The organism is Fructilactobacillus sp. X1R3C1 (assembly GCF_059901545.1).
In genome coordinates, this window is the sequence record NZ_JBWXUT010000005.1 from 125,088 (window position 1) to 145,667 (window position 20,580).

Below are 20,580 nucleotides of genomic sequence, written 5' to 3' on the forward strand. Positions count from 1 at the left end.
GCCTCAAATTAAAGTGCTTGAGTAGCCGTGATAATGGCTACCTTGTAAACATCTTCAGCATTGCATCCCCTCGACAAATCAGAAACTGGTTGATTCAATCCCTGAAGAATTGGCCCAATGGCTTCAAATCCACCTAAACGCTGGGCAATCTTGTAACCAATGTTTCCTGACTGAAGCTCTGGAAAGACAAAAACGGTTGCCTGACCAGCAACGTTTGAACCCGGTGCCTTACTCTTTGCAACCGCGGGAACAACCGCAGCATCAAATTGGAGTTCCCCATCAATTGGAGTATCTGGATCTAACTTTTGGGCAATCTTGGTTGCACTTTGAACTTTATCGACTTCTGGTCCCTTAGCTGAACCCTTGGTTGAAAAACTAAGTAAGGCAACTTTGGGATCGATATCAAACAACCGGGCTGTATGTGCACTTTCAACGGCAACTTCACCAAGTTGTTGATCATCAAGTTCAATGTTAATGGCACAATCTGCAAACAAGTAACGTGTGTCCCCCTTTTGCATGACAAAAGCACCACTAATCAACTTCACACCTGGTTTAGTTTTAATAATCTGAAGTGCAGGACGAACCGTATCACCAGTCGGGTGAGCCGCACCGGACACCATTCCGTCAACGGTTCCCATGTATACCATCATCGTGCCAAAATAATTCGGATCTTTCAACCATTGCTGAGCTGTTTTTTCATCCGTTTTGCCATTACGCCGTGCAACAAGTGATCTAACCATCTCGTTGAACGTGTCAGAGTCAACGTTTTTGATATCAATGATGGTAATTCCGTCCAAATCATTTCCGTTTTCTTTAGCAACTTGTTTGATTTTGTGGGGATCACCCAATAACGTTGGTTCAACCAAATTATCTTTTTTAAGCCGACTAGTTGCTTCAATAATTCTTGGATCTTCCCCTTCAGGGAATACTAACTTAATGTTTTTATCGTTAATCTTTGCTTTCAAACTATCAAAAAGGTCCATAATTAACTCTCCTTATTAGTGGCAGCGACGTGTTCCGGTAATTTCCAGTTAATCGGCGTCTCACCCATGGCTTTTAGTGCTTCATTCGTCTTTGAAAACGGTTTTGAACCAAAAAAACCTCGATTCGCAGAAAGGGGACTGGGATGAGCCGATTGAATCACAATATTAGTGTCAGTATTAATCAACTTAATCTTATCCCTAGCAGCCCTTCCCCATAAGATGAAGACAACTGGTTCAGGACGCTTTGACAATTGTTCAATAGCATAATCAGTGAGTCTTTCCCATCCTTTGCCACGATGAGAAAAAGCCACTCCATCTTGAACGGTCAAAACGGAGTTTAACAACAATACCCCTTGCTCAGCCCAACTCTTTAGATAACCGTGATTAACTGGTTTAATTCCCAAATCACTTTGTAATTCCTTATAAATATTCTTTAAAGATGGTGGAACAGCTACGCCTGGCATTACCGAAAAGCTAAGACCATTGGCTTGATTAGGACCATGATATGGATCTTGTCCCAGAATAACGACTTTCACCTTACTAAATGGGGTCCATTCAAATGCCTGAAAAATATGGTGCATTTCTGGATAAATCGTCTTGTTATTATACTCTTCAACCAAAAAACGCCTTAACTTTTGATAATATGGTTTCTCAAATTCTGGCTCCAGAATCGGCCACCAGTCGTTATGAATAAACGGTTTCACTATTAACACCTCCAATTTATTCTACCATAAAATGTGAATTTTTAGGCAAGCAAAAAGAGAGTGCAATAGCACTCTCTTTTAATTAATAATGTTTCATAACGCGATCAATTTGCCGTTGGGTATCACGTTGCTTTATGGTTTCACGTTTATCATATTCACGCTTCCCCTTAGCAACCCCAATCAGCACCTTAGCGTAGCCATGTTTTAAATAAACTTTTAAGGGAACAATGGTAATTCCCTTAGTCAAAGTCGCTTCACCAAGTTTTTTGATCTCTTTTTTATGCAACAACAACTTTCGATTACGCAATGGATCATGATTAAACTGGTTTCCTTGCGCATACTCACTGATGTGGACATTCATCAAATAAGCTTGTCCGTTTCTCACCTGCACGAATCCGTCCTTTAGATTCATACGGCGTTCTCTAACTGATTTAATCTCAGTTCCCGTTAGTGAGATGCCAGCTTCATAAGTATCAGAAATAAAGTAATCATGTCGGGCCTTTCGGTTAGTTGCCATTACGTTCTTTTCAGTTGGTTGATGCTTTTTTCTAGCCATGTTCCCATCCCCTATTTTTTGCGACTATTAGATGGTTTGGTTCTGATTTTAAACGAATGACCTTTTTTACCGTTCTTTCTACGATCTTGATTCTTATAACTCTGACGACGATTTTTCCCATCAGAATGTTTGCCACTGTGATGGTGCTTATCATTTTTATGTTCCTGTTTTGGGAGAAGTTCACTCAATGGAGCATCTTCTGGTTTAACGATCTCAAAGTCAACGGTCATCTGATCAACGTCGGCCGCAACACATTTAACCCGTAATGTTTGTCCAATCTTATAAGTTCTTCTGGTATTTCTACCAACAAGCGCCAAGTACTTTTCAACGTACTCATAGTAATCATCATTCATCTTGCTGATATGAATAAGACCTTCAACGGTGTTTGGAAGTTCAACGAACATTCCGAACTTCATCACTGAAGATACAACTGCATCGTATTCCTCACCAATATGTTGAGTCATGTACTCAGCCTTCATCATCGAATCAACGTCTCTTTCGGTGTCAACACCGCGACGCTCAGTTTCTGAACAGTGAACCGCAACTTCTCCAACCTGGTCAGCATAGGTTTGCTTGGTAACATCATTAATCCCATTATCTTCATAATAATGAACTAAACGATGGACAAACAAATCAGGATAACGTCGAATTGGTGAAGTGAAATGGGTGTAGTATTTGGCACCTAATCCAAAGTGTCCCACACACTTATCACTATATTTGGCCTGTTGTAAACTTCTAAGCATCATTACTGATACCATTGTTTCTTCAGGAAGTCCGTGTACTTTACTTAAAATGTTCTGTAAAGTCTTGGGAGTTAAATGATCGGGGTCAGCTTTTACTTCAATTCCAAAGGCAGTTAGGAATTCAAAGAAGTCCTTAACTCGCGTTGGATCTGGCGTCTCATGGACACGATAAATGAACGGAACTTTAAGTCGATAGTAAGTTTCAGCAACAGTTTCGTTTGCAGCCAACATGAATGATTCAATCATTCGTTCGGCTAAACCTCTCGTTCTAAGTTTAATATCAACGGGTTTACCTTCTTTGTTCATGATGATTTCTGCTTCGTCATCATCAAAGTCGATCGCCCCACGACGCTTTCTTTGCTTGTATAAAATTCGGTGTAACTCAGCCATGGTTTCAAACATTGGTACTAAATCATGGTATTCTTCTCTCGTTTTCTTATCATGTGATTCAAGAATATTATTGACAGCTGTATATGTCATTCGAGCTTTCGACTTCATAACACTCGGATGAATCCGCTTTTTGACAACTTTCCCTTGGGGATTAATTTCCATATCACAGCTTAAACATAACCGTAATTGTCCCTCGTTTAACGAACAAATCCCGTTTGATAGACGGCGAGGCAGCATTGGAATAACTCGGTCGGTTAAATAAACTGAGGTTCCACGTTTATACGCCTCACGATCAAGTAGTGTTCCTTGTTTAACGTAGTGACTAACGTCAGCGATGTGGACCCCTAAATGATAATTGCCATTTGGTAATTTCCATGCCGTGACGGCATCATCCAAATCTTTGGATGATTCTCCATCAATGGTAACTAACGTCTGATCGGTAATATCTTCTCGTCCTTTGGTTTCCTCAGGCAAAACATGGTCCGGAATAGCATCTGCTTCTTCTAGAACATCTTCTGGAAATTGGGAAGGAACATCATGAGCATAGACAACCTGTAAAATATCAATTCCAGGGTCATCAACACTTCCAATTACTTGTTTCACAATTCCAACCATGTAATCTGGATGCTCGTTACTTGGATATTCCGTAATATCAGCAGTAACCACTTCTCCTGGAGTAGGATGAAGACCAGCATCTACCACGTAGAACTTGAATCCTGCTAATTTTTTGTCTTTTAAAACAACCTGACCAAGATAACCATGATCATCATCAGTCTTACGAAATTCACCAACCACATGAGTGTAATGGTGTTCTAAAATACTAACCACTTTAGCTTGTGGTCCCCGATCAGAATCTTTTTCACCTGGCTTAGTAATCTGAATCTCAACCTTATCCAGGTTCATCGCATGCATCGTTTCATCAGGTGCGATAAAGGCATCAGGTAATTCATCATCATATCTAACAAAGCCAAATCCCTTTGGATTAGAGTGGAAAATCCCCTCTAGTTTCAACTCACTTGGATTAACCTTAAAATCACCATTTTCAGTAACCACAACGGCACGGTCTCGTTCCAGTGAAGCGAGCTCTGAAACGATTAATTTGAAAGCTGATGATCCATGATAATTCAAATCATCAGCTAATTTTTCGACACTATAACTTTGATCAGGATGTGATTGTAACTCCTGCTCAATTTCATTTTTTAACTTATTATCTTGCAATATATTTTCCTCTACAATCCAATTGACTTATACGTCAATTATAAATCTCATTCTTTAATAAACGCTAGTAATCCGCTTTAAATGCAAAAACCCCCTGTTTAACAGGAGGTTTTTTATTAATGTGATGAAATCCACATTAGAATTAATGCGATACCAAAGAAAAAGATTCCTAGTACCACAGTCACTTTTTGCATAAATGCCTCAAAGCCCCTCGGCTTGGACTCAGAGGAAGAATCGTTTGCACCACCAGAGAGTGATGACATTGCATCATTATTTTTAGAAGGTTGCATTAAAACTGCACCAATAATGAGAATACTAACGATCCATAATAATATCATCAAAAGATTATTCAAAAAAATGCCTCCTACCCATCAGCTAAACAGGCTTATCAATACTTTAATTAGTTTAGCATAAACTAGGAGTTATTTCCAGTCCATCATTATTTCTCAGTTCGATTGGTCCTAATATACAAAATCGAACTGAACAGCAAAATTACCATTCCAATCAGTGAAAGAAGTTTGCTGGTGCGTTCCCCGGTTTGAGGTAACCTTTTAGCAGGTTGGCGATTCGTATGTGTTCTGTTTACCCCATGTTTACTTCTTCTCACGTGAACCGTTGCCATTGGATCGTGGTTCGCATCTAGATACGGAGCGTGATGAGTGAAATTACGTCGATTATACTTGCTAATTCCGTTTTCATTTGGCATTTGAACAGGACAACGCCCAGATCTTTTTTTACCACGTAACAACACTGGATTCATCCCATTTTCAAGTACCTTCTTCGTGGGTTCATGCTGATCTTTCTGCTTCTTACTACTCTGACTGATACGTTTTGCCATTGGCTCACTGTGATTCCCAGCTATCTTTTTATCTGGGGCGATTCTACCTGATTCATGAGGTTGTTTATCTGGCAGATCTTGAGAATGAGCGGTTTTTTTGGTCGGTTCAGCTGGTACGATTGGTTTACGATTATCAGCCGGTTCAACGGGACGATCGTGCTTATGATCATTGGATGGAACTGTTCCACCAGTATCTGGATGATCGTTACTTGGAATTGGTTTAATCGGAATGTGAGGTGACGGAATCGGCAAATCTTCGTCTTTGTTGTAGTTAAAAACGACCACGTCGCTTCCCACATAGATTGGTGGAATACTTTTATCTAAATGAAACCCAGGAATTAGTGGCGCCTTGATATCAGCTCGATTTTTGACGTTCACTCTGGCAATGTCAAAGGCATACGATGAATCCTTTTCTCCGTCCTTATTTACCCAATGTTTATGAGCAGTAATGGTGTATTCGCTTGCCCTCACATTTGGAGTAAAAATCCTCAGTGATAATCCAACTGTAATTGCAATTAATGCTAAAAATAATGAAAATTGTTTTGTAATATTCATGTTTCTCCTCCTCTTTCTGTGATTAAATACGAGGAAGGTTTACGAACTCACTAAATTTATGTATAAAAAAACACCTTCATAACGAAGATGTTTTTTAAATCAATTATTTTTTGATGATTGCTTCTTTTGCTTCTGGACTCAAGTTGTAGAATGAGTTAATTCCCTTGTACACAGCAACTGATCCTAATTGATCTTCAATTCTCATCAATTGATTGTACTTAGCAATTCTTTCACCACGACTCATTGAACCAGTCTTGATTTGGCCAGTGTTTAAAGCAACAACTAAGTCTGAAATAGTGGTATCTTCAGTTTCACCAGAACGGTGAGAAATAATTGCAGTGTAACTAGCTTCCTTAGCCATGTTAACGGCATTAACAGTTTCAGTTAAAGTACCGATTTGGTTAAGTTTAATCAAGATTGAGTTAGCAACGTTCATCTTGATACCCTTTGACAAGTACTCAGTGTTAGTAACGAACAAATCATCACCAACGATTTGAACTTTCTTACCTAAGCGCTTAGTAGCCATTTGCCAATCTTCCCATTCGTTTTCATCCAATGGGTCTTCGATTGAAATGATTGGGTATTTTTCGACGATGCTGTCAAGCAAAGTGATGAATTCATCAGCATTGTATGATTTACCGTCACCAACCAAGTTGTACTTCTTAGTGTCGGCATTGTAGAATTCTGAAGCGGCACAGTCAAAGGCAATTGAAATGTCCTTACCTGGCTTGTACCCAGCACGCTTGATTGCTTCAACTAAGATTTCAAATGGCTCTTCGTTATTCTTCAAATCAGGTGCAAATCCACCTTCATCACCAACAGCAGTTGAGTATCCACGTTCTGCTAAGATTGCTTTCAAGTTATGGAATGTTTCTGATCCCATTCGAACAGCTTCTCTAAATGATTTTGCACCAATTGGCATAATCATGAATTCTTGGAAATCAACCTTGTTGTTAGCATGCTTACCACCATTGATAACGTTCATCATTGGAGTTGGAAGAACATGTGCATCGAAACCACCTAAGTAGTTATATAATGGAACGCCAAGTTCGTCAGCTGCAGCTCTAGCAGCAGCAATTGAAACGGCTAAGATTGCGTTAGCACCTAACTTAGCCTTATTTGGAGTGCCATCAAGTTTGATCATAGCTTGGTCAATACCTAATTGATCAGTTACATCGAAACCAACGATTTGTTTGGCAATAATGTTATTAACGTTGCTAACAGCTTTAGTAACACCCTTACCCATATATCTATTTTTGTCTCCGTCACGAAGTTCTACGGCTTCGTGTTCACCAGTTGAGGCACCAGATGGGACGATTCCACGGCCCATTGCACCGTCTTCTGTGTAAACTTCAGCTTCAACAGTTGGATTTCCACGTGAATCCAATACTTCGCGAGCATAAATATCAGAAATAATTGACATGTTATCTCTCCTTAGTGAATTTGTTACCTATATTTAAAGGTCAACTTAATTCTATTAGTTTAGGCTTTAACTTGCAATCATAATAACTAATTATTTTGCAAATCTTGGTAATTCGCAAGCTCCAAAAATTCCTTTGGTTCAAGACTACTTTTACCGGCTAAAATCCCGTCAATATCAATTTGTTTCATAAGCGAGATGATGTTATTTGGGTCCACACTTCCACCATATAAGATTCGAATCTGGTTAGCAATATCATCCGAGTAAATGTCAGCTAAAGTTTGTCTAATTAGGTAACATCCCTCTTCCGCTTCGGTAGTTGAAGCACTATGACCTGTCCCGATTGCCCAACTTGGTTCATAGGCAATAACGACCTTTAAAGCGTCTTTTTCGGAAACACCCTTTAAACCAGCTGTAACCTGGTTAACTACCCAGTGGATTCGATCACCAGTCTCAAGTCGTCCCATCGTTTCATCACAACATAATATCGGCTTCATATTGTTATTTAAAACCGCATGAACCTTCTTATTAATGATGTCATTAGTCTCGTTAAAGTAACGACGTCTTTCAGAATGACCAACGATCACGTACGGGATTCCCATCTGACTGAGAGCTTTAGGACTAACTTCCCCAGTATAAGCACCCTCATTTTTGTAAAAGCAATTTTCAGCTGTTACGTGCAATGGACTCGATCCGTTGGCTTTAAGCATTGATTCAAGAAACAACGGTGAAGCTGCAAGAGCCGTTTCAACGTTTTTAGGATCTGGTATTTTATCTTTGATATCAATCACAAATTGAACTGCTTCATCTAAAGACAAGTTCATTTTCCAGTTCCCACCAATAAAGGGAATACGCATGATACTTCTCCTCTCATAATTCATCTTTACCTACATTTTAGCCGAAAGAGAAGCAATAAGCTAGAAAATTGATACAAACAAAAAAGTCACCGATTAAATCGGTGACTTTTAAATTACTTTTTATCAGAAATTGATGCAATCCCTGGAAGAGTCTTACCTTCAAGATATTCAAGCGAAGCTCCCCCACCAGTTGAGATATGGGTAAGCTTATCAGCCACACCTAATTCCTTAACAGCAGCGGTTGAGTCTCCACCACCAACGATGGTAGTAGCATCAGTTAATGTACCCAAGAATTTACCAATTGCCAAGGTTCCCTTAGCAAACTTAGGAAATTCAAAAACACCCATTGGTCCGTTCCAAACAACGGTCTTGGCGTCCTTTAAAACGTCTTCGAATAATTTAATACTCTTAGGACCAATGTCAAGACCCATCATGCCGTCTGGAATTCCACCATCAACGACTTCAGCCTTTGCATCATTTGAAAACTTGTCGGCTACTACTGAGTCAACAGGTAAGACGATCTTGTCGCCACCTTTTTTAAGGATATCTTTAGCAACATCAATCTTATCTTTTTCAACAAGTGAATTACCAACTGGGATTCCCTTAGCGGCATAGAATGTATAGGTCATTCCACCACCGATAATAATCTTATCAGCCTTGTCCAATAAGTGATCGATCACACCAATTTTGTCAGAAACTTTAGCACCACCAAGAATTGCGATAAATGGATGCTTTGGATTATCAACAGCGTTACCTAAAAACTTAATTTCTTTTTCCATTAAGTATCCGGCAGCAACTGGCTTACCAGCCTTTTCCATTGCTTTAGCGATCCCAACGTTTGAAGCATGTTCTCTATGAGCAGTTCCAAACGCATCATTAATGAATTCATCACCAAGTGAAGCCCAGTATTCCCCTAACTTAGGGTCATTACCAGATTCACGTTTAACATTCTTACCATTAACAACATCTTCATAACGAGTATTTTGTACCAAAAGGACTTGGCCGTCAGACATGTTGTCAATTGCCTCTTCAAGCTGCGGACCTTCAGTAACAGGAACAAATGTAACTGGTTTGCCAAGCAATTCAGCTAATTTTTCTGCAACTGGGCGAAGTGATAAACCGGGTTTATCATCTTCTGTTTTAATTCTGCCTAAATGAGAGAATAAGATTGCTTTACCACCATGATCAATTACGTACTTGATTGTTGGAAGAGCAGCAACGATTCTGTTGTCATCACCAATTTTACCGTCCTTAATTGGAACGTTAAAATCAACACGCATCAGAACTTTTTTACCTTGAACATCTAAATCATCAACGATTACTTTTGCCATCGTGATTGCCTCCAGTGTTAGTTATATTTTATAAAGGAAAAGACGGAAGAGATTTCCCTCCTCCGCCTTTTCAAAGTTGCAATCTAAAATTATAGAGTAGCAAATTTCAACAAGGTACGAACCATGTTGCAAGTGAAGCCCCATTCGTTATCGTACCAAGCAACAGTCTTAACTAATTGAGTGTCACCACTTTGGGTGATTTCAGTTTGACCTGGATCAAATACTGATCCGTGTGAGTCATCGATAACGTCGGTTGAAACCATGTAGTCATCAGCGTAACCAAAGGCATCGTTTGCATGACTCTTCATAGCATCGTTAACTTCTTCAGCAGTAACGTTCTTGTCTAAGACAGCTACTAATTCAGTTAATGAACCATCAGCTACGGCAACACGTTGTGCGTGACCTTTAAGGACACCATCAAGTTCTGGAATAACCAAACCGATAGCTTTAGCAGCACCACTTGAGTGAGGTACAGTGTTAATAGCTGCAGCACGGTTGTTTTGTAACTTAGCGCTACGTGGACCATCTTGAAGTGCTTGTGAAGCAGTGTAAGCATGGACAGTAGTCATAGTACCTAACTTAACGCCAAAGTCTTTGTTCAACCAGTAAGCCATAGGTGCTAAACAACTAGTGGTACATGAACCAGCAGAAACGATCTTGTCTTCTGAAGTCAAATCATCCATGTTAACACCAGGAACAACAGTAGTCATTTGACCAGCAGGTGCTGAAATCAAGACACGCTTTGCACCAGCGTCAAGATGAGCTTGTGCTTTTTCTTTTGATGTGTAGAAACCGGTACATTCAAGTACGAAGTCAACACCATCATTTTTAACCCAAGGAATGTTCTTTGCGTCACGTTCTGCATAAACTGGGATACGAGTACCATTAACGATAATTGCATCTTCAGTAGCTGAAACGTCACCGTCAAAGCGACCATGAACTGAGTCATATTTTAGTAGGTAAGCTAACATTGAAGGGGTAGTTAAATCATTAATTGCTACAACTTCGATATCACTTGAATTCAATTCAAGGATACGTCTGAATGCTAGACGACCAATTCTTCCGAAACCATTAAGACCAATTTTTGTAGTCATAATATGCTTCCTCCTTTTGGAATAATCAAATTTTAATACATTCACATCTTAACACTTTTGCCAAATCATGTCAGTGATTAAAAACACCAAATGACAAGCTACAAGCGATAAAATTGTGACAATGAATTCGAAATTCATTACCAAAAATAGTATAGCAAAAACAAACCCCATTTGTAATTAAAAACCATTATTATCTTGAGTTTTTTCCTCTAATCTACTATATTTAATATTGTGTTGCGCGTGTAGTGTAATGGATAGCACGTAAGATTCCGGTTCTTGAGATGACGGTTCGATTCCGTCCATGCGCATAAAGCAGTGAGAGAGTCTCGCTCACTGCTTTTAATTTCTTTCAATTGACCATTACCGTTATAATAGAGGTTAAGTCGAACTGTAGGAACTTATATATGAAATTAAACGCAAACCTTAAAAAGTATCGAAAACAAAATCAATTAACTCAAGCAGAAGTTGCCAATAAAATTAACGTTTCAAGAAAAACCATTTCAGCGTGGGAAAATGGTAGAAGTAAGCCTGATCAAAATGCGATAAGCAACCTTGCTACCCTTTATCAAGTTCCAGTCAGTAACCTGACCGGTCACAACCCTGAAAATAACCACAAACCAAAATTAAGTTTTAGACAAAAGATGATCCGGATAAAACGGTATGGTTATATCTCAAAGTATGCTTACTTTTTTGAGCTGGTCTTACTCGTAATTGGGATAATATTATTTATTTTGCCCTTTAATTTACGTGACCTTTGGTTAATCCCCCTCTTCGTGATTGACATTTGCATCATTATTCTCTATGAGAAGAACTGGAAAACCATTACACAAGACAAACCTTTAATGAAAAAGGTCGAGATTTTATCTCCGATATTATGGGTAGTAATCTTTATAATTGGTTGTGTTATCAATCTTGATGCCATGCTTAGTCATGATTTAATGATGAAAGTCGGAACCATTATTGGTATAATTATGTTTTCATTTACATTAAGTATTGGCTTGATTCTTGGAATCTTGTTTCCGTTAAAGCGGATGACGGTTAAGCGTTCGTCTAAAAATTAATTAGACAGTTCCGGCTAACCAGGGCTGTTCTGTAAGCAATGTAACCCATAATGTAACCGTTAAATAGACAAATTTATTAATATTTTATTGAGACTAGCCATACATAGCTAGCCTTTTGTGTGCGAACAACTTAAGATAGTTAATGGAGTTTGGTTAGCAGAAATAATCAATTTAATAAGCAATTGAAAAGGAGAGGATACTATGTGTGGATTTACTGGTTATATTAACCAAAATAATATCCCGAAGGATACTATCAAAAGCATGGCTAAAAGAATTAAACACCGTGGACCAGATGATGATGGTTTCTTCCAAAATGATGAAATATCAATGGGTTTTCGTCGTTTATCAATCATTGACTTAGCCAATGGTCATCAACCAATGTTTGGTGATAATGATACCGACGTTTTAACCTTTAATGGTGAGATTTATAATTATAAAGATTTACAAAAAGAATTAATTGCAGTAGGTCAAAAATTTGATACTGACTGTGATTCAGAAGTTTTAATTCGCGGATACGAAGCATGGGGTCCGAAAAAATTACTTTCAAAGCTTCGCGGAATGTTTGCATTTACAATCTACGATTCAAAGAAACACCAGGTCTTCGGAGCTCGAGACCACTTTGGTATCAAACCACTCTACTACTATGATGATGGGACGAACTTCATGTGGGGATCCGAAATCAAAGCCTTTTTGGCAAACCCTAATTTTAAAAAGGAACTGAATACCAAATTATTACCAGTTCACTTAAGTTTTGAATTCATCCCATCAGCAGAAACAATGTTTAAAAACGTTTATAAGGTGATGCCAGGACAGTATTTCATCTATAAAGATGGTAAAACTACCACTGACACATACTACAAGTACAACTACGATCACATTGATAATTCGCAAACCATTGATGGGGACGCTAAAAAGATCGAAGGATTAGTTGATGACAGTGTTAAGGCACACATGGCGTCTGACGTTCCTTTGGGTAGTTTTCTCTCAAGCGGTGTCGATTCCAGTTATGTGCTCAATGAAGCCGCTAAGATTAAACCCATGCAATCATTTTCACTTGGGTTTAACGGTTCTAAGTACAGTGAATTAAAATGGTCAACTAAGTTTGCGAAAGAAATTGGACAAAAGAACACGGCCACCACAATTGATGGTGAGGATTACTTCGATTTCCTTCCTACTATGATGTACTACATGGACGAACCACTGTCTAATCCTTCTGCTCCACAACTTTACTACCTGTCACATAGTGCTAGAAAAGACCTAATTGTTTCATTATCCGGTGAAGGTGCTGATGAATTCTTTGGCGGATACAATACGTACCTTGAAGCTTTTACCTTTGAGAAGTACCAAAAGATGGTACCAAAGTTTGTTAGAACCGCTCTCGGTAAAATCGCCTCATCACTCCCACGTTTTCACGGTCGTCGTTTCTTAATCCGTGGTGCTCAACCGTTGTATGAACGATACTATCGGGTTAACTACGTGTTTGACGAACACGATCGTGAGCGCGTCTTAAAAGATAAATCACTTAACTTCGATACTGGTCAGTACACTAAGCATATCTTTGATGAAGTGGCTGGCAAGGACGAAGTAACGCAGGAACAGTACTTTGACATTAACACCTGGTTACCCTTTGATATCCTGCAAAAGGCTGACCGGATGAGCATGGCTAACAGTCTTGAAGTTCGAACTCCACTAGTTGACAAAGACGTAGCAGAATTCGCCAAAACGATGCCAACTAAGACCCGAATTTCATTTGATAAAGACGGCAATCCAATCACTAAGGTGGCCTTTCGAAAGGCAGCTTCCTCACAAGTACCGAAGGTTGTTGCCGACAAAGAAAAATTAGGTTTCCCATCCCCAATCGCACAATGGATCAAAGAACCCAAATACCATGATAAAATCGAAACAGCATTTCATTCCGATATTGCCCAAAAGTTCTTTAATGTGGACGAATTAGACCGCATCCTGAAAGAACACATGGAAGGTAAATCCAGCATGCAAAAGATCTTTACCATCTACACTTTCATTCTTTGGTATGGTGTTTACTTCCCAGAAGACACCAAGATGAACTACAATAAAGAAGTTGATTTACACAAATACTCACGTGAATCAATTGCATAATTATCATCAAGCAAAGTTTTTGACCTTTATTGACCTTTAATGTAGAATGATTTCTATAACTTGATATAATTTGAAATTATCAAAGGAGGAGTATGGATATGAATTTAGTTCCAACTGTCATCGAAAACTCACCACAAGGTGAACGTGCATATGACATTTACTCACGTCTTCTAAAAGACCGAATCATTATGTTATCCGGTGAAATCCAGGATGATATGGCTAACGCAATTATTGCTCAACTATTGTTCTTGGATGCTCAAGACTCTGACAAAGATATCTACTTGTACATCAACTCACCAGGTGGTGTTATCACTTCTGGAATGGCAATCTACGATACGATGAACTTCATCCACGCCGATGTTCAAACCATCGTAATGGGGATGGCAGCATCAATGGCCAGTGTCTTGGCTTCATCTGGTGCCAAAGGGAAGCGCTTTGCATTGCCACATGCTCAAATCATGATTCACCAACCATCTGGTGGTGCTCAAGGTCAACAAACTGAAATCGAAATCGCCGCAAAAGAAATTTTGCGTGCCCGTAAGATGATTAATGAATTACTTGCCGAAAATTCCGGTCAACCCCTTGAAAGAGTTAACCGTGATACTGAACGAGACAATTATCTTACCGCTGACGAAGCAGTTGATTACGGTTTGATTGACGGTATCATGAAAAACAGTTCTGACAAAAAATAATTAGTTCCTGTTTATAACAAAAGCAGCAATTAGAATTATTCTAATTGCTGCTTTTTTGTTCGTTTCATTAGGCATTATCGGAACGTAATTGAGTTGCAAACTCATTAATCTTGCGTAACCGATGATTCACGCCGGACTTAGAAATCGGTCCTCCTGGAACCAAATCACCTAACTCCTTTAAACTCACTTCTTGATGCTTCATGCGAACCTCGGCAACGTCTCGAAGCTTTGGTGGCAACTTTTTAAGCCCCACGGTTTCCTTTATAAACTGAATGTTTTCAATTTGCTTAGTTGATGCGTTGGCTACCTTATTCATATTGGCATTTTCACAGTTTACGAGTCGGTTAACGGAATTCCGCATGTCTCTAACAATTCGAATGTCCTCAAATTTTAACATAGAATTAGTGGCCCCAATTAGTTGCAGAAAATCCGCAATCTTTTCAGCTTCTTTCAGGTACGCAATACATCCGCTTCGTCTCGTAGTCGTTTTAGCGCCCAAATGATAACGATTCATCATCTCCGCAATCATTTCGTTATGATTCTCATACGTTGAATAAATTTCAAGGTGATACCGAGATGTTTCTGGATTATTAACGGATCCCCCCGCTAGGAATGCACCACGTAAGTAAGAACGAACCTGCCCATCATCTTTAAGTAACTCTAATGGCACCCGTTCAATAATCTTGTTTCCATCCAAAATGCCCAAATCATCCAAGATTGCTCTTACATGATGATTCAAACGCACCACGTATAGATTGTTCTTTTTTAGTTTCATCTTTTTTCGAACCAGAACTTCTCCTTCAACGTGATAAAACTGAAGTAAAAGTTGATACAGTCGTCTAGCAATTGCTGGATTTTCGGACTGAACATCTAACACCAGGTGTTTTTCGGATATTTTAAGTGTTCCATTCATTCGAATCAATGCCATCAGTTCCGCTTTTGCGTTAGCTCGATGGACTTCTAGGTTAGTTAATTCTTTTTTGACGTCACTAGCATATGACATCTAATCATCCCCTAATGGCGAATTTTAGGTTGTCCTAATAAACGAATAAGTTCGTCGGACACTAATAGTCCATTATGAAAAGCTCCGTGGTCTCTTAATTCAAGAAAATCAGAAGAGATTACCCGACAACCTTGTTTCTTTAAACCCTTAAAATCAGATTTCACTGGTTGAGCTTCATCACCCCAGCGTTGATGATCAATATAACTCGCTGGGACTTTTTTATTGTTAACCAAAACGGTATCGATAAAATTAGTTTTCAAATGACGATTTAAAACCCGGACATGATCAGCGTCAGTGAAATTATCGGTTTCACCCTTTTGGGTCATGATATTACAGATATAAACAACTTCCGCATCGGTCTCAGTGACCGCTTTACCAACATTATCAACCATCAGATTTGGTAAGATACTAGTAAACAAGCTCCCCGGTCCCAAAACAATTTGGTCAGCGTTCATGATCGCATTGATCACACTTGGAACTGCCTCTGGCTTCTTATTGCCATCAGTAGATTCAACCCACACTTTTTTAATCATTTTGTCAGAATTGGTAATTTCAGATTCTCCAGACATGGTCGTCCCGTCGGAAAACTCAGCGTGTAGTTCTAAACTTTCATCACACACCGGATACACATGCCCGTCGACCTTCATAATGTCGGTCAACTTTTGGATGGCATCAAAAAAGCCGCCACTCATTTCAGAAAGCGCCGCAATTACTAAATTGCCAATGGCATGCCCAGCAAGAAACTTGTCGGAAGATTCAAAGCGATACTGAAAGATATCCAAATCAATCTGAGGCAACGTCGAAAGTGCCACTATAACATTGCGAATATCTCCCGGTGGCAAAACATTAATGTAGTTTCTAAGGATCCCTGATGATCCTCCATCATCAGCCACCGTAACAACGGCGGTAATATCAACATCACGCTTTTTTAAACTTTTTAAAATTACAGGTAAACCGGTTCCTCCGCCAATTACAACCATTTTAGGACGTCCGATTCTTTTACCTACTTTATCGATCATTTATTTAACCCCTTTGTGACGGTTAATGTCTCTATGGGTGACATTAACTGGATATCCAAGTTGATCCTTGATATCCTTAGCCAATCGTTCAACCATTGCAACCGAACGATGTTGACCGCCAGTACAACCGATTGCCATGGTGACAGTCGATTTTCCTTCTTTTTTAAATTTAGGTAACGTAAATTTAACGAGGTCAAAGACTTTTTCATAAAATTCATTAGCTTCATCTTGGTTCATAACGTAGTCATAAACATCTTGATCTTTTCCAGTCTTACTTCTTAACTTAACCACATAAAATGGATTCTTTAAAAAACGCACATCCAAAATAATGTCAGCATCGATTGGAAGCCCATATTTAAATCCAAATGACATTAATTCAACGTGAAATGGCTCTGAATGAGAGAGCTTAAACTTATGAATGATTTCCTCACGTAATTCCTGTGGGGTCAAATCACTTGTATTAATTACAAGATCAGCAGAGTCTTTGACCCTTTTCATTAATTTTCGTTCTTTTTCAATTCCATCAACTACCCGCCCTTTTCGTGCTAAGGGATGGGTTCTCCGGCTTTCTTTATATCGAGACACTAATTTTTCGTCAGAGGCATCGAGAAAAATCACCTGATCCTCAGTGTCTTTGTCGTTAGACATATTAACCAAAGTATCAACAATTTCGTGGTATGAGGCTGGGGCCCTTAAATCAATTACTAAAGCAACCTTCTTAATTTCACTAGAAGTGTGAACCAATTCCATGAACTTCGGAATTAAAGAAGGTGGGATATTATCAACGCAAAAGTACCCTAAATCTTCACATGTTTGCATGGCCAGTGTCTTACCTGCTCCACTCATGCCCGTGATAATCACAAATTGTTCGTTATCTGCCATTTTGATGCCTCCAAACTCTTATAAGTATAACATACCGGGTGTGTCATTTATATAGTCTCAGGATGATTCAAAAAAGAGAGTTAATGAATACTCATTAAACTCCCTTTTGTTTCTCAATATATTGATTAACTGTATCTGGTTGAACCCCAGGAAAAGCATCCTCAAGGCTCTGATTTTCATACTCTTTTTTTAGTTGCTCACCGCGCTGAATTCCAAAATTCATTAATGAGCGATTCTCAGCATATTTCATTAGTTTTGCGGATGGTGTCAAGTTTGGATTATCAACTTTATTTCTAGCGGCCTTATTAGCTTGAGCTAGCTCTGGTTTTAAATCATTAGGAGCATGTTCAATTAATTCATCAAGCTGATCCAAGACCTGATAAGTCTTACTCTGTAAAGATGGTGGTAACGGAGCAGTTGGATATTGTAAAGCGACCCGATTATTTTGATCTTTTGCTTCATTTAAACTTTCGTTAGTCCATTTCTGAGGATTAACAATCCCGTCAACTATTATAAGATGGATGAAATTTAAAGTTTTTAAATTAATCTCTAAAAAGTCAAATGGATCAAGATCAAGGGTCCGAAGTTCAAGATAGTCGAATCCCTCTTCCTTAACAGAATTAATCCCATCTTTAGTCTTTAAACGCACCGGACCATAAAACTCGCTCTCGGAAAATAATTTGTGGGAATTAACCTCATGCTGCAAGTTGTTTACGTATTGACTCAAACTAGCGTAAGAAACATGGATATTATCCAAGTTTTCGTATCCGTATTGACTGGAACGTAAAGAACGGACTGGGACAATCTTTTTTTCAGCACCGAATAAGTGATCTTCTGGATTTTCTGATAGCGGGCTTGCCCCAAAAAGGTACGTTAAAAGCCAACGATATCCTACCAATTGTTGAGCAATTTGAAACAACAGCTCTGACTGTGCCCCTTTCTGACTATCAATAGAATAATTTCGTTGAAAAATCTCAATAATTTGAGCACTGGGTGAATAGTTAAAATGAATGCCACACATGATTTGACGAAAAATTCCGTAGCGTCTCACGAGCCATTTGCGATAATCATCCATCCAAAAACGCTTAAACGTCTTTCTTACAAAATTAACATCATCTTCATCAAGTTTGGGTGGCATCGACATCGGCCAAATAATCTCACTTGGTTCTAGTGTTCCATGAAGAATAGACTGAAGTGATCGCATTTGTAGGAGCACTCCTTTGGTGGTCGTGTGTTTATCCGTAACTAATTCTTCCATACACTCAGCAAAGTCAGTCTGAAAGTGGGTTTTCCCTCGTCGATCACCTAGTTCACGTCTGTGAGCATAGCGAGAGAGACTGTCACGATTCAGATCAACCCGTTCCTCCTCGATCTCGATGCCAAACGAACCAGCAAAAAGTTCGTTTGGTGAGTTAACAAATTTTGCTTTACTTCCCATTTTCATCCCTCCAAACCTGTTGATAATTTCACGATTAGTTGATAGGTGAAATTTCCAATAGTTTACACCGCTCATGTGACACGTCAATAGAATTTACTAAACTAATTTCATTTCCGTCACGATTACTACTTTTACCATCCATAAAATTTGAAACTTGAATAAATAAAAATACATTTCGACTGCAAAAGGATCACTTTTGTGGCAAAATGAAACTGTATATATTAGGAGGGAATTGAGATCATGATTGAAAAATATTTAATTGGAACTTACACCATTAATGCTAGCCAGGGGATCTACCAAATCGAGTTAGATACCGACAAAAAAAGATTACAAAACACTCAATTAGTAGCCGAGATTGGGAGTCCTACATATCTTGCCGAGTCAAAAGCCCACAAGATCTACGCCGTTGATCGTAATATGGACGAACCAGAACTCCGTGGTGGAGTAGCAACTTTCGATGGTAAAACCATCCCAGCTAAAGAAATGCAGGAATGCATCGAAAAAGGTACTTCAGCCGCCTTTGTTTCCATTGACGAAAGACGCCAATTTGTCTTTACCGCCAACTACCACATGGGACACGCCAGCGTTTACAAAATCCAAGCAGATGGCACTTTAAAGCTTACCGATCGTGCCCAAGATAATGGAATTCCTGGGCCACTTCCTGAGCAGGCCGACGGGCCACACCCTCATTATGCCAATCTAACTCCTGATAATCGACTGGTAGTGTGTGACCTTGGTCTTGACCGCGTCTACCTCTATGATGTTTCTGATCAAGGTAAATTAAACTTAGTCAGCGAAGTCAACGCTCACCCTGGCTTTGGACCACGAAACATTACTTTTGTTCCAGGAACTGGCAAGGGTTACCTTGTTGGTGAACTAAGCAGTAAAGTTGCTGTGATTGACTACAACGAAGAGGCTGGATTATTCACGGTTCAACAAATTGTTTCAACCATTCCTGACGATTGGGAAAGTCACAACGGTGCTGCTGGAATCAAAGTTTCAAAGGACAACCGCTTTGTCTATGTCTCAAACCGTGGTAACGATTCAATTGCGGTCTTTAAGATTAAACCAAATGGTGATTTAAAACGAATTCAATTGATTTCAAGTGAAGGTGAGTTCCCTCGCGACTTTAACTTTAGTGCCGATGAATCAATGTTTATCGTTGCTAACCAAAACAGTGACAATGCTACTCTTTACTCACGAGACGCCGATACCGGAAAATTAACTTTGATTCAAAAAGATTTCGAAGTTCCTGAAGGTACCTGTGTGGTTCGACGTGAAAACGTTGACTAATAATTTGTCATTAAAAAACATTTTATTAATTTATGAAGTGCTCTGTAATTTTTAGACATTAATAGGCTCCAAAATGGTTAGGTAAAAACTAACTGATTTGGAGCTTTTTATTATGACTAAATATTCTTTTAACATTAAAGCAAACATTTCAGAAATATGGTAAATGGTTTAATACCAAACACATTTCCGGTAAGAAAAAAGACTCACACAGATTAAATATCGGTATGAGTCCTTGAAAGTATGAATTTATAAAAAGGCTAACACCCAAAATGGATGTTAGCCTTTAAACTTATTAATCTCGCTTAATCTTTAAATCACAAACTTACTTGGTTTCTTTTCGGTCTTTAAACCATTTCCCTAAGCCAAAGAAACTGAGAAGTGACAG

At 39.0% G+C, this 20,580-nt stretch carries 18 protein-coding genes and 1 tRNA gene; 5 read left to right on the forward strand and 14 right to left on the reverse strand.

The annotated features are described in order from the left end of the window. Positions 1 to 8: 8 nt before the first annotated feature. The 10 genes from pta to gap all read right to left on the reverse strand — a co-directional run bounded on the left by pta (position 9) and on the right by gap (position 10,689). The gene (gene pta / locus AC6UD8_RS06360) at positions 9 to 983 is read right to left on the reverse strand and encodes a phosphate acetyltransferase (protein ID WP_500699773.1); all 975 of its coding nucleotides are present in this window, start codon (positions 981 to 983) and stop codon (positions 9 to 11) included. Between the two features lie 2 nt (positions 984 to 985). After that, entirely contained in the window at positions 986 to 1,687 is a 702-nt protein-coding gene (locus AC6UD8_RS06365; RefSeq protein ID WP_500699772.1) for a uracil-DNA glycosylase, read from the reverse strand. An 82-nt stretch (positions 1,688 to 1,769) separates the two neighbouring features. After that, entirely contained in the window at positions 1,770 to 2,243 is a 474-nt protein-coding gene (gene smpB / locus AC6UD8_RS06370; protein WP_500694301.1) for an SsrA-binding protein SmpB, read from the reverse strand. Positions 2,244 to 2,254: 11 nt separating this feature from the next. After that, positions 2,255 to 4,594, reverse strand: a complete 2,340-nt coding sequence (gene rnr, locus AC6UD8_RS06375; RefSeq protein WP_500694300.1) for a ribonuclease R — start codon at positions 4,592 to 4,594, stop codon at positions 2,255 to 2,257. 116 nt (positions 4,595 to 4,710) lie between these two features. Then, complete coding sequence (gene secG, locus AC6UD8_RS06380) at positions 4,711 to 4,947, reverse strand: preprotein translocase subunit SecG (protein WP_500694299.1); 237 nt, start codon at positions 4,945 to 4,947, stop codon at positions 4,711 to 4,713. 86 nt (positions 4,948 to 5,033) lie between these two features. Beyond that, entirely contained in the window at positions 5,034 to 5,987 is a 954-nt protein-coding gene (locus AC6UD8_RS06385) for an LPXTG cell wall anchor domain-containing protein (protein ID WP_500699771.1), read from the reverse strand. 103 nt (positions 5,988 to 6,090) lie between these two features. Beyond that, positions 6,091 to 7,410: a phosphopyruvate hydratase gene (gene eno / locus AC6UD8_RS06390; RefSeq protein WP_500694297.1), complete on the reverse strand. Its 1,320-nt coding sequence runs from the start codon at positions 7,408 to 7,410 to the stop codon at positions 6,091 to 6,093. Between the two features lie 86 nt (positions 7,411 to 7,496). Next, a complete protein-coding gene (gene tpiA, locus AC6UD8_RS06395) occupies positions 7,497 to 8,264 on the reverse strand; it encodes a triose-phosphate isomerase (protein ID WP_500694419.1) in 768 nt (255 codons plus the stop codon). A gap of 113 nt (positions 8,265 to 8,377) precedes the next feature. Next, complete coding sequence (locus AC6UD8_RS06400; protein ID WP_500694296.1) at positions 8,378 to 9,595, reverse strand: phosphoglycerate kinase; 1,218 nt, start codon at positions 9,593 to 9,595, stop codon at positions 8,378 to 8,380. Positions 9,596 to 9,684: 89 nt separating this feature from the next. Beyond that, positions 9,685 to 10,689, reverse strand: coding sequence for a type I glyceraldehyde-3-phosphate dehydrogenase (gene gap / locus AC6UD8_RS06405; RefSeq protein ID WP_500696018.1), 1,005 nt, complete (start codon positions 10,687 to 10,689; stop codon positions 9,685 to 9,687). Between the two features lie 236 nt (positions 10,690 to 10,925). Between gap and AC6UD8_RS06410 the strand changes: the two genes are divergently transcribed. From AC6UD8_RS06410 to clpP, 4 genes are all read left to right on the forward strand, one after another. Further along, positions 10,926 to 10,997, forward strand: a tRNA-Arg gene (locus tag AC6UD8_RS06410). A 96-nt stretch (positions 10,998 to 11,093) separates the two neighbouring features. Beyond that, on the forward strand, positions 11,094 to 11,750 hold the full coding sequence (locus tag AC6UD8_RS06415; RefSeq protein WP_500696017.1) for a helix-turn-helix domain-containing protein: 657 nt from the start codon (positions 11,094 to 11,096) through the stop codon (positions 11,748 to 11,750). A gap of 201 nt (positions 11,751 to 11,951) precedes the next feature. Beyond that, positions 11,952 to 13,868: an asparagine synthase (glutamine-hydrolyzing) gene (gene asnB, locus AC6UD8_RS06420; RefSeq protein WP_500696827.1), complete on the forward strand. Its 1,917-nt coding sequence runs from the start codon at positions 11,952 to 11,954 to the stop codon at positions 13,866 to 13,868. A 98-nt stretch (positions 13,869 to 13,966) separates the two neighbouring features. Beyond that, positions 13,967 to 14,560 carry an ATP-dependent Clp endopeptidase proteolytic subunit ClpP gene (gene clpP / locus AC6UD8_RS06425; protein WP_500694292.1) on the forward strand — a complete coding sequence of 198 codons (594 nt, stop codon included), beginning with the start codon at positions 13,967 to 13,969 and terminating at the stop codon, positions 14,558 to 14,560. Between the two features lie 67 nt (positions 14,561 to 14,627). Here clpP and whiA read toward each other — a convergent pair whose 3' ends face one another. From whiA to AC6UD8_RS06445, 4 genes are all read right to left on the reverse strand, one after another. After that, positions 14,628 to 15,563 carry a DNA-binding protein WhiA gene (gene whiA, locus AC6UD8_RS06430; RefSeq protein ID WP_500696826.1) on the reverse strand — a complete coding sequence of 312 codons (936 nt, stop codon included), beginning with the start codon at positions 15,561 to 15,563 and terminating at the stop codon, positions 14,628 to 14,630. An 11-nt stretch (positions 15,564 to 15,574) separates the two neighbouring features. Further along, a complete protein-coding gene (gene mgfK / locus AC6UD8_RS06435) occupies positions 15,575 to 16,582 on the reverse strand; it encodes a gluconeogenesis morphogenetic factor MgfK (protein WP_500699770.1) in 1,008 nt (335 codons plus the stop codon). Continuing rightward, a complete protein-coding gene (gene rapZ, locus AC6UD8_RS06440; RefSeq protein WP_500694289.1) occupies positions 16,583 to 17,464 on the reverse strand; it encodes an RNase adapter RapZ in 882 nt (293 codons plus the stop codon). 94 nt (positions 17,465 to 17,558) lie between these two features. Beyond that, positions 17,559 to 18,902 carry a glutamate--cysteine ligase gene (locus AC6UD8_RS06445; protein WP_500699769.1) on the reverse strand — a complete coding sequence of 448 codons (1,344 nt, stop codon included), beginning with the start codon at positions 18,900 to 18,902 and terminating at the stop codon, positions 17,559 to 17,561. A 240-nt stretch (positions 18,903 to 19,142) separates the two neighbouring features. Between AC6UD8_RS06445 and AC6UD8_RS06450 the strand changes: the two genes are divergently transcribed. Continuing rightward, positions 19,143 to 20,195, forward strand: a complete 1,053-nt coding sequence (locus AC6UD8_RS06450) for a lactonase family protein (protein WP_500699768.1) — start codon at positions 19,143 to 19,145, stop codon at positions 20,193 to 20,195. Positions 20,196 to 20,580: the final 385 nt, after the last annotated feature.

Coding starts and splice junctions, on each gene's coding strand:
- pta (WP_500699773.1), bottom strand. CDS start 983: ATGGACCTTTTTGATAGTTTGAAAGCAAAGATTAACGATAAAAACATT.
- smpB (WP_500694301.1), bottom strand. CDS start 2,243: ATGGCTAGAAAAAAGCATCAACCAACTGAAAAGAACGTAATGGCAACT.
- AC6UD8_RS06385 (WP_500699771.1), bottom strand. CDS start 5,987: ATGAATATTACAAAACAATTTTCATTATTTTTAGCATTAATTGCAATT.
- eno (WP_500694297.1), bottom strand. CDS start 7,410: ATGTCAATTATTTCTGATATTTATGCTCGCGAAGTATTGGATTCACGT.
- tpiA (WP_500694419.1), bottom strand. CDS start 8,264: ATGCGTATTCCCTTTATTGGTGGGAACTGGAAAATGAACTTGTCTTTA.
- AC6UD8_RS06400 (WP_500694296.1), bottom strand. CDS start 9,595: ATGGCAAAAGTAATCGTTGATGATTTAGATGTTCAAGGTAAAAAAGTT.
- gap (WP_500696018.1), bottom strand. CDS start 10,689: ATGACTACAAAAATTGGTCTTAATGGTTTCGGAAGAATTGGTCGTCTA.
- AC6UD8_RS06415 (WP_500696017.1), top strand. CDS start 11,094: ATGAAATTAAACGCAAACCTTAAAAAGTATCGAAAACAAAATCAATTA.
- asnB (WP_500696827.1), top strand. CDS start 11,952: ATGTGTGGATTTACTGGTTATATTAACCAAAATAATATCCCGAAGGAT.
- clpP (WP_500694292.1), top strand. CDS start 13,967: ATGAATTTAGTTCCAACTGTCATCGAAAACTCACCACAAGGTGAACGT.
- whiA (WP_500696826.1), bottom strand. CDS start 15,563: ATGTCATATGCTAGTGACGTCAAAAAAGAATTAACTAACCTAGAAGTC.
- mgfK (WP_500699770.1), bottom strand. CDS start 16,582: ATGATCGATAAAGTAGGTAAAAGAATCGGACGTCCTAAAATGGTTGTA.
- rapZ (WP_500694289.1), bottom strand. CDS start 17,464: ATGGCAGATAACGAACAATTTGTGATTATCACGGGCATGAGTGGAGCA.
- AC6UD8_RS06445 (WP_500699769.1), bottom strand. CDS start 18,902: ATGGGAAGTAAAGCAAAATTTGTTAACTCACCAAACGAACTTTTTGCT.
- AC6UD8_RS06450 (WP_500699768.1), top strand. CDS start 19,143: ATGATTGAAAAATATTTAATTGGAACTTACACCATTAATGCTAGCCAG.